Annotated in this window: 5 protein-coding genes and 2 tRNA genes; 6 read left to right on the forward strand and 1 reads right to left on the reverse strand. The window is 25.6% G+C overall.

All coding sequences use genetic code 11. The features are described from left to right. Positions 1-73 precede the first annotated feature (73 nt). From AYC59_RS04850 to AYC59_RS04875, 6 genes are all read left to right on the forward strand, one after another. Positions 74-149: transfer RNA gene (locus AYC59_RS04850), tRNA-Val, on the forward strand. Positions 150-154: 5 nt separating this feature from the next. Further along, a tRNA-Asp gene (locus tag AYC59_RS04855) sits at positions 155-231 on the forward strand. 150 nt (positions 232-381) lie between these two features. Then, on the forward strand, positions 382-654 hold the full coding sequence (locus tag AYC59_RS04860) for an HPr family phosphocarrier protein (RefSeq protein WP_066895779.1): 273 nt from the start codon (positions 382-384) through the stop codon (positions 652-654). 11 nt (positions 655-665) lie between these two features. After that, positions 666-2,195, forward strand: coding sequence for a S1 RNA-binding domain-containing protein (locus AYC59_RS04865; RefSeq protein WP_066895780.1), 1,530 nt, complete (start codon positions 666-668; stop codon positions 2,193-2,195). Between the two features lie 9 nt (positions 2,196-2,204). Next, positions 2,205-4,691 carry a DegV family protein gene (locus AYC59_RS04870; RefSeq protein WP_066895781.1) on the forward strand — a complete coding sequence of 829 codons (2,487 nt, stop codon included), beginning with the start codon at positions 2,205-2,207 and terminating at the stop codon, positions 4,689-4,691. Between the two features lie 35 nt (positions 4,692-4,726). Continuing rightward, entirely contained in the window at positions 4,727-5,557 is an 831-nt protein-coding gene (locus tag AYC59_RS04875; RefSeq protein ID WP_245620650.1) for an RluA family pseudouridine synthase, read from the forward strand. Positions 5,558-5,593: 36 nt separating this feature from the next. Here AYC59_RS04875 and AYC59_RS04880 read toward each other — a convergent pair whose 3' ends face one another. After that, positions 5,594-8,515, reverse strand: a complete 2,922-nt coding sequence (locus tag AYC59_RS04880) for an autotransporter outer membrane beta-barrel domain-containing protein (protein ID WP_066895786.1) — start codon at positions 8,513-8,515, stop codon at positions 5,594-5,596. Positions 8,516-8,608: the final 93 nt, after the last annotated feature.

Genomic DNA, 8,608 nt, shown 5'->3' on the forward strand with positions numbered 1-8,608 from the left:
TTTCAAATTTCACTCTGCATATTTTTTGAAAAAATCTTGACAATACACATCAATTTTGATAGAATAAATTTATGGTCGCATAGCTCAGTTGGGAGAGCACCTGCCTTACAAGCAGGGGGTCACAGGTTCAAGTCCTGTTGTGACCACCATTTATGGAGGTGTAGCTCAGTTGGTTAGAGTGCTTGCCTGTCACGCAAGATGTCGCGAGTTCGAGTCTCGTCACTTCCGCCATTATCTCGTTATCGAGATTTTTTTTTACTCTTTTTTCTGTAATAATCTAATTTAGTTGATATTATAATTTAAATAGTATATAATAAAGTAAAATATATATTAGTATAAGTTTGTATATATTTTTGTAAATAAAATTAATTGGAGAATTTTATGAAAAGAGTCGAAGTTAAAGTTTTTAATGAACAAGGTATTCATGCAAGACCATCTACAAAAATTTGTAACATTACCACTAAATTTAAGGGTGATGTACATTTTAAATTTCAAGATGTTCTTTATGATGCTAAAAATATTATGGCTATAATGTTAATAGGACTTGAAAAAGGAAATGTTTTTGAAATCATTGCTGATGGAGAAAATGAAAATGATGAAATAAAAATATTAGATGATTTAAAAAATTTAATAGAAATAGAACAGTTTAAATAAGGAGAAGATAAATGAGTGAAATCAATTTTGGAGAGTTACTAACTTCTTACCTACCTGAAGAACAAAAACTAGGTGATAAAATCGAAGGTAAATTAATAAGAAAAGATGACGAATACGGTTATCTTGATATACAAAACAAACTAGAAGGACGTATAAGAATTTCTGAAATAGAAAACTACAATGTTGATGATAAATTCTTTGTTCAAGTAGTTAAAAAAGACGAAACTTTCTTAATAGTTTCAAAAGTTGCTCTTGAGAGAAGAGAAGAATTAGAAAAGATTCAAAAAGGTGATTTTGTAACAGGAAAAATTGTAGAAAAGGTTAAAGGTGCATACAAAGTTAAAATTGGTTTAGTTGATGCACTTCTTCCATTTAAACAATCAGGACTTACACAAAGTTATGTACCAAATAATGATGAAATGAAATTTGAAGTAGTAGAAAAAAGAGGAAAAAATATCATTCTTTCAAGATTATCTATAATCGATAAAGAAGAAAAAGAATTTTTTGAAAAAGTAAATTTAGGCGATGTATTATCTGGTACTGTTTCAACTATACTTGATTATGGTATAATAGTTGATTTAAAACAAGTTAAAGGACTATTACATGTTTCTGAACTTTCATGGTCTAAAGATAAAAAATTAAAAGACTTTAAAGTTGGAGATGCTATTAATGTAAAAGTTATTGAACTTGATAAAGATAATAAGAAAATAAAATTAAGTTTAAAACAATTATCAGAAAATCCATGGTTAGCTAGAAAATCTAAGTATAAACTTGGACAAAATTTTGATGCTCCAATTAAAACTATATTAGACTTTGGTGTAGTTGTTGAACTTGGTGAAGATGAAGGATTTATCCATATTTCTGATCTTTCATACAAGAGAATAAGTAATCTTTCTAAAGAGTTTAAAATAGGAGATATTATTTGTTGTGAAATAATAGAATTAAATGATGAAAAAGAAAGAATTTCATTAAGTGCAAAAGAAGTATTTAATAAATTCTGGAATGATATTGACAATTTCTATTTTGTAAATGATATAACTGATGTTACAGTTACTAAAGTTAAAGACTTTGGATTATTTGCAAATACTGAGGAAGGATTTGAAGTATTCATACCTAAATCTGAATTTTCTTGGGAAAGAAACTTTAAAGCTAACTTTAAAGTTGGAGATGTTATTAAAGTTAAAATTACTAAAATTGAAAAAGAAGAAAAAAATATAGTAGGAAGTATTAAAAAACTTGGTGTTTCTCCTTTTGAAGTAGCAAGTTCAAAATTTGATTTAAATACTGAATACGAAGTTAAAATAACAGATATTATAGATGCAGGATTACTTGTTGAACTTACTTCTGATTTTAAAGGGCTTATACCTAAAAAAGAATTTGATAATGAAGAAGAATTAAAAGTTAACGATACTGTTAAAGCTATAGTATTTGAAAAAAATGAAAACAAAAATTCTATATTACTTTCTATAAAAAAAGTTGCTGAACTTGAAGAAAGAAAAGAGTTTGAAGAATTAATGAAAGAATATGGAGTTAATAGTTAGGAGTGGTTTATGGGTATAAAATATATAGACGCTAAAAGATTAAGACGTATCCTAATAGGCGGTGCTATTTGGGTAAAAAAACACGAAGATTACTTAAATGAACTAAATGTATATCCTGTTCCTGATGGAGATACAGGTTCTAATATGTCTATGACATTAGAAACATTAAAGAATGATCTTGAAAGTTCAACTACTAAAAAAAGTAGCATGCCAGAAGTTATAGATATTGTAGAAGAAGCTGTCCTTATGGGTGCTCGTGGAAACTCTGGAACTATATTATCTCAAATAATAACTGGATTCTTAAGAGGAATAAATGGTAAAAAAAGATTAGAAAGTGTTGATCTTGCAATAGCATTACAAAGTGCAAAAGATGTAGCATATAAGGCTGTGGATACTCCTGTTGAAGGTACTATTCTTACAGTTATTAGACAAATTAGTGAAAAGGCAGATGAAATAAAAGATAATATTGAATCTCTTGATAAAATGTTAGAAATTTTAACTGATACAGCTAAAGAAGCTGTTGATTCAACACCAGATTTATTACCAAAACTAAAAGAAGCAGGTGTAGTTGATTCTGGAGCTATGGGTCTTTACTATTTCTTTATAGGTATGAGTAAAACTTTAACTGAATTAGATGAAATAGCAAGCTCAGAAACAGAAGAAAAGACTTTTGATAACAAGATAAATAACATTACTCACGATCCTGCTGAGATACACTTTAAATATTGTACTGAATTCATAATCAGAAATGGTGATTTTGATACAGATAAATTTAAAGAGGAAATATTAAAATTAGGAGATTCAGCTGTATTTGCTCAAACTTCTAAGAAATTTAAAATACATGTACATACAAATAATCCTGGACAAGCACTAGAATTAGCTGTAAAACATGGTGATTTAGAAAAAATAAAAATAGAAAATATGAAATTACAAAATGAAGGATTAATTAGTAGCGAAAAAGAACAAACTAAGATATTTGCTAATGCTAAGCCAAACTTATCTAAGTATTCTTATGTTATACTTGCTGATACTACTAGTTTAAAAGATGAATTCATAGCACTTGGTGCAGATGTGGTTCTTCTTGGTGGTCAAAGCCAAAACCCTAGTGTACAAGATATGTTAAATGCTATAGCAAAAGTTAATACTAATAAACAAATAGTAATATTACCTAATAATAAAAATGTAATTTCTACTGCAAATATTGCAGCTGAAAAAACAGAAAAAAATGTGTTAGTAGTTCCTACTAAAACTATGTTAGATGGTTATTATTACTTAAACAACTATTTTGAAAGTATAAATAACATTCAAAGAAGTGAAACTAATAATTATTCTATAGAAATTACTAAAGCTGTTAGAGATACTCAAGTAGATGGAATAGTTATAAAGACTGGTGATTATATAGCACTTGTAAATACAAAGATAAAACATTGTAATCCAGTTCTTGCTAATTTAATTAAAGAACTTAAAGATACATATATTTCAAATGATACTTTATCAGTGGTTTTAGTTGAAGGAAAAGAAAAAGATGAAGCTATTACAAATTCACTTAAAACTTTACCGTCAGTTAAATTTATAGATGGTAATCAAGAAAATTACTATTACTACATATACATAGAAAATAGAGATAAATCATTACCTGAAATAGCTGTAATAACTGATTCATCTTCTGATTTAACTGAAGAAGATATCAAAGGATTACCTGTATACATTAATCCTATACGTTTAGAAGCAAATGGAGAACACTATAAAGATGGTATAGATATTACTAAAGATGAATTCTGGAAGAAGTTAATAGATGATGAAGCTGTATTTAAGAGTGCTCAACCATCTCCAAAAGAATTAATGAATCTTTATACTCATATTTTACAAAAAGGTTACAAAAAAATACTTGTAATGAATCTTTCTAGCAATATGAGTGGAACATACAAAACTGCACGTATGGTTAGATCTAACTTAAATAAAGAAGCTGAAATAACAGTTTATGATACACAATTTGTTTCTATTCCATTAAAAATAATGGTACAAGGTGCAGCAGATCTTGTTTTAAAAGGAAAATCTGTTGATGAAATTACAAGATGGTGCGATAAATTTAGAGATAGAAGTAAGACTTTAATAGCTATAGATTCTTTAAAATATCTTGAAAGAGGTGGAAGAATTAGTAAAGTTGCAAAAACTTTTGGTGATTTCTTAAATCTTAAACCTATAATTACTATGACTCAAGGTTCTATAACTGTAGAGAAAAAGGTATTTGGAGATAAATCAGCTATTTCATATATAGAAAACTATATTGAAAAATTATCACAAAAACAAAGTATATATCTTTATCCTGCATGGGGTGGAACTAAATCAGAATTAGATAAATTAAATCAAATATTAGAAAGATTTAAATCTAATCCTAAAGTTACTATAATAGGTAAACCTACTATAATAGGTCCAACAGTTGGTACTCATGGTGGTCCACTTGCTGGTGTAATCATAGTTCCTAAATTACTATAATGAAAACATATAATTTAAATGAGAAAGCCTTCAGAATGAAGGCTTCTCAATATTTAAGAGAATATTTAGGGTATTCAGGTAGAATTCTTAGAAATATAGAAATTTATTTAGATGACGAAAGAATAAGAACTACTACAAAATTACCTAAAAGTGGAGTGTTAAAAATTATTGAAAAAGTCAAAGAAACTAATATTAAACCGTTAGAAATGAAACTTGATATAATTTATGAAGATGATGATTTATTAATAGTAAATAAACCACCATTCTTATTAACACATCCAACAATGAAAAAAGCTGATATTACTCTAGCAAATGGTATTGTTTATTATTATAAAGAAAAGTATGATAAAGAACTTGTAACAAGATTTATAAACAGACTAGATATGAATACTTCTGGTATTATACTTTTAGCTAAAAATGCATATACTCAAAGTTTTATGCAATCAGACGAAGCAGAGATTATAAAAAAATATTTAGCTATTGCAGAAGGTATTCCAGAAACAAGCTCATTTATAGTTGAAGCACCCATATATAGAAATGGTGATGATTTAGCAAGAATTATAGATGACAGAGGTAAATACTCTAAAACTAAATTTGAAGTTATTAAAAAATATTCTCATTTAGATTTATCTCTTATTGAATGTCAATTATTTACAGGTCGTACTCATCAAATTCGTGTACATTTAAAACATATAGGGCATCCTATAATTGGTGATACGCTTTATAACCCAGAGTCTATTTATAATAAAATTGCAAATAGACAAATGCTACATTCTTACTATATTTCATTTAATCATCCGACTACAAAGGAAAAAATGGAATTTAAAATACCTATATATAAAGATATGAAAGAAATATTAGAATAATAAAATAGGACAGATTTTACTTTTCTGTCCTATTTTTTAAAATTCATATTTAAATGTTGTTGAAATTCCAAATTTCAATTTATTATCTAAACTTCCTTTAAGATTTAACTTAAACTTATCTAATGTTAAATCTAAACCTAAAGTTGAAGATATATTATGATTTAATAAATCCTCCCCTTTTAATTTAAATTCCACATCTCCTAATTTAGAATTTAGTTCAACCTTTTTATCCGTAAAGAACTCATATTTAACTTCACCATTTATACTTAAGTAATCATTGATTATTCTAGTATAATTTGCACCAAGACCTAAATTTACTTTAAATACATTATTGTCTTTAAGTTCTAATACTAAATCACTACTATTTGAATTTTCAACTATATTACCTAATTTTAAATTCATTAAATCTATATTTGTAAATATTCCAAATTTATTATTATCAATCTTTTTATTATATGATAAATTAATACTATCTGAAATAAAATGCGTATCAAACTTAGAATTAATTGAACTATCAACTAATTTTCTATTAACATCATTAATATTGTATGTATAATTTAGTGTATTATTAAGTATAAAATCATTAAATCTATATTGTAACTTAGACCCTATTTGATAATTTTTAGAATTAAATATTGAATCATTATTATATCTTATCTTATTTGTATAATTTGATAAGAATAATCCCACATTTAAATCATCATTAATCTTTTTATCTATACCTATCATATTACCTAATAAAGTATTGCTAAATCCTGAATACTTATCATTATTTACTATATTAGTATTATATAGGTTATTATAGTAAAGCGATAAATTTGAATTTTCTCTATATTTATCAAATTCTATATTATTATTTATAAGTCTGTTATTTTCAAATATATTAGATACAAAATCTGAATAATTTGATGTAAATAATTGAGATATAGCTTCTTCTTTATTATGAGCTGATAAATTTAAAAGATTTCTTGTTAAATTAGAATTTCTACCCATTGCAATATAGTTATTAAAGAATTTTTTCTCGTTATAATTATATGTAGGTATATTTCTAAGTTCTTCATCATTTAAACTAGTAATATCTCTATTTGTATTAATTTTTACACTAATCTCATTATTTGAAACATTCAAATTATCTAAATATATATTTAAAAGACTTGTGTCTTTTATATTAATATCATTTGATTTAACTAATGTTTTAACTTCATTTAAATCTGATATATCATCTACATCAATTTTAATTTTACCATCTGTTTTAAAACTTTTTGCATTAATTAACTTAGATGTATTTAAAATTGTTTCAGATTTAGATGATGCCTTATAATCATTAACCTGAGTATTTGAGGCATTAAATATTACCTTACCATCATTTAATATATCGTTTTGTATGTTTATATGGTTTCCTTCTATATTTAAAGTACCTTTATCAAAAACTTCATATTTAGATTTAGAGTTATTTTTTAAAGTTAATTTACCTTCTAGAATCTGTGTCTTTGTTGAATAGTCTTGATTACCGCTTAATATTAGCTCACCATTTCCTGCTTTTCTTAATCCAGCTTGCTTAACATTTGCATAATAATTCTTCTCACTATCTAATACCTTAGCTAACCTTAAAGTATAATTTTTTACTGATTCATCTGGTAAATCTGTACCTTTAAGATTGAATGTTTCAGATCCTATATTATTTCCATCACCTTTTAACCCACTAGTAATATCATTTTTAAATTCATAACTTCCATTATTTACATCTAGATATTGATATATGTTTCCATTCTTGTCGTATATCTTATTATTCATACCTTCAAAGAATTTAGTTTCTTCTATAAGTCCTGCATTTAAATCAGATAAACCATTCATAGCTTTATCTCTATCAACTATACCCCAACCAACTATATTACTTAAATAACCACTATTATCTCTTTTAGCTGTTGTAAGTATAACTTCTTTAATCTGATGATATGTTAAAAATGGATATTTCTTATGAATTTCATAAGCAAGTCTTGTAACCTTAGGGGCTGCAAAACTAGAACCATCTGAAATAGTGTTATCATCATTAGTTATAAATCCTCTATCTACAACTGTATAACTTCTTAGAAGGAAAGGTTTAACATTAAAATATCCTCTATTTTGTACTTCATAATAATCTATTCCATCACTAGTTGTATATGCTACTTTATTTCTTCCTTCTGTTACTTTATTTATTAAATGATTTGTAAGACTTTGTCTTACATTTTTATCACTACCTATCATATTTTTTACATATATCATTTCACTTCTTGCACGTTTTTGTGTTTCTCTATCCATGTTTTCATAAAGAATATGTGAATTGTTAGTTATAAAGCTATCTTGGTGATTAGTTTCTCCATAATTACCTAAAGATTTTATCTTTAATTGTAAATTATTTTTATAATCTGCATCAAATAAAAGATTAGAAAAATCATCTAAAAAGTATCCTTCTATATTATCATTTTTTATAACCCCGTCTATATATTTATTTTTATAATATACACCATAGATACCTTTCATATTAGTATTATACGTAACATATCCATAAGACATATTTATTATACCTTTTACATTTAATCTCATATCAGCATCTTCATAACTTGCTATGTTTATATTTATTTTTTCATTATTATTATCAACTTCATAATTATTATCCTTATCTAAAAATGAATCTATAACTGATTGTGCGTGTGATTTATTTCCAGTTTTATCTGAATCATTTTCAGATACATTAGCTATAGTAACTCCTGTTGGACGAATTCTTATTTTACTTAGTTCTTCTTTATTAACATTACTTTCAAAGATATACACTCCATCTTCATCAAAGTTTGCTACAGTTTCTACTGGCTTATTATTTCTTTGAATCTTAACTGTATCTTCAACTTTAGATGTAGAACTACAACTTATACAAAAAATTAAAAATAATAAAGATAATACTTTCTTTTTTGAATTCATAAATTTATTATCTCCTTAAAATTTATTCTCTATCAAGTTATTTTATCATATAAATCTAGAAATTCCAAAAAAATATGGTTCTTCACAAATATT

The organism is Pseudostreptobacillus hongkongensis (assembly GCF_001559795.1).
Taxonomy (GTDB): domain Bacteria; phylum Fusobacteriota; class Fusobacteriia; order Fusobacteriales; family Leptotrichiaceae; genus Pseudostreptobacillus; species Pseudostreptobacillus hongkongensis.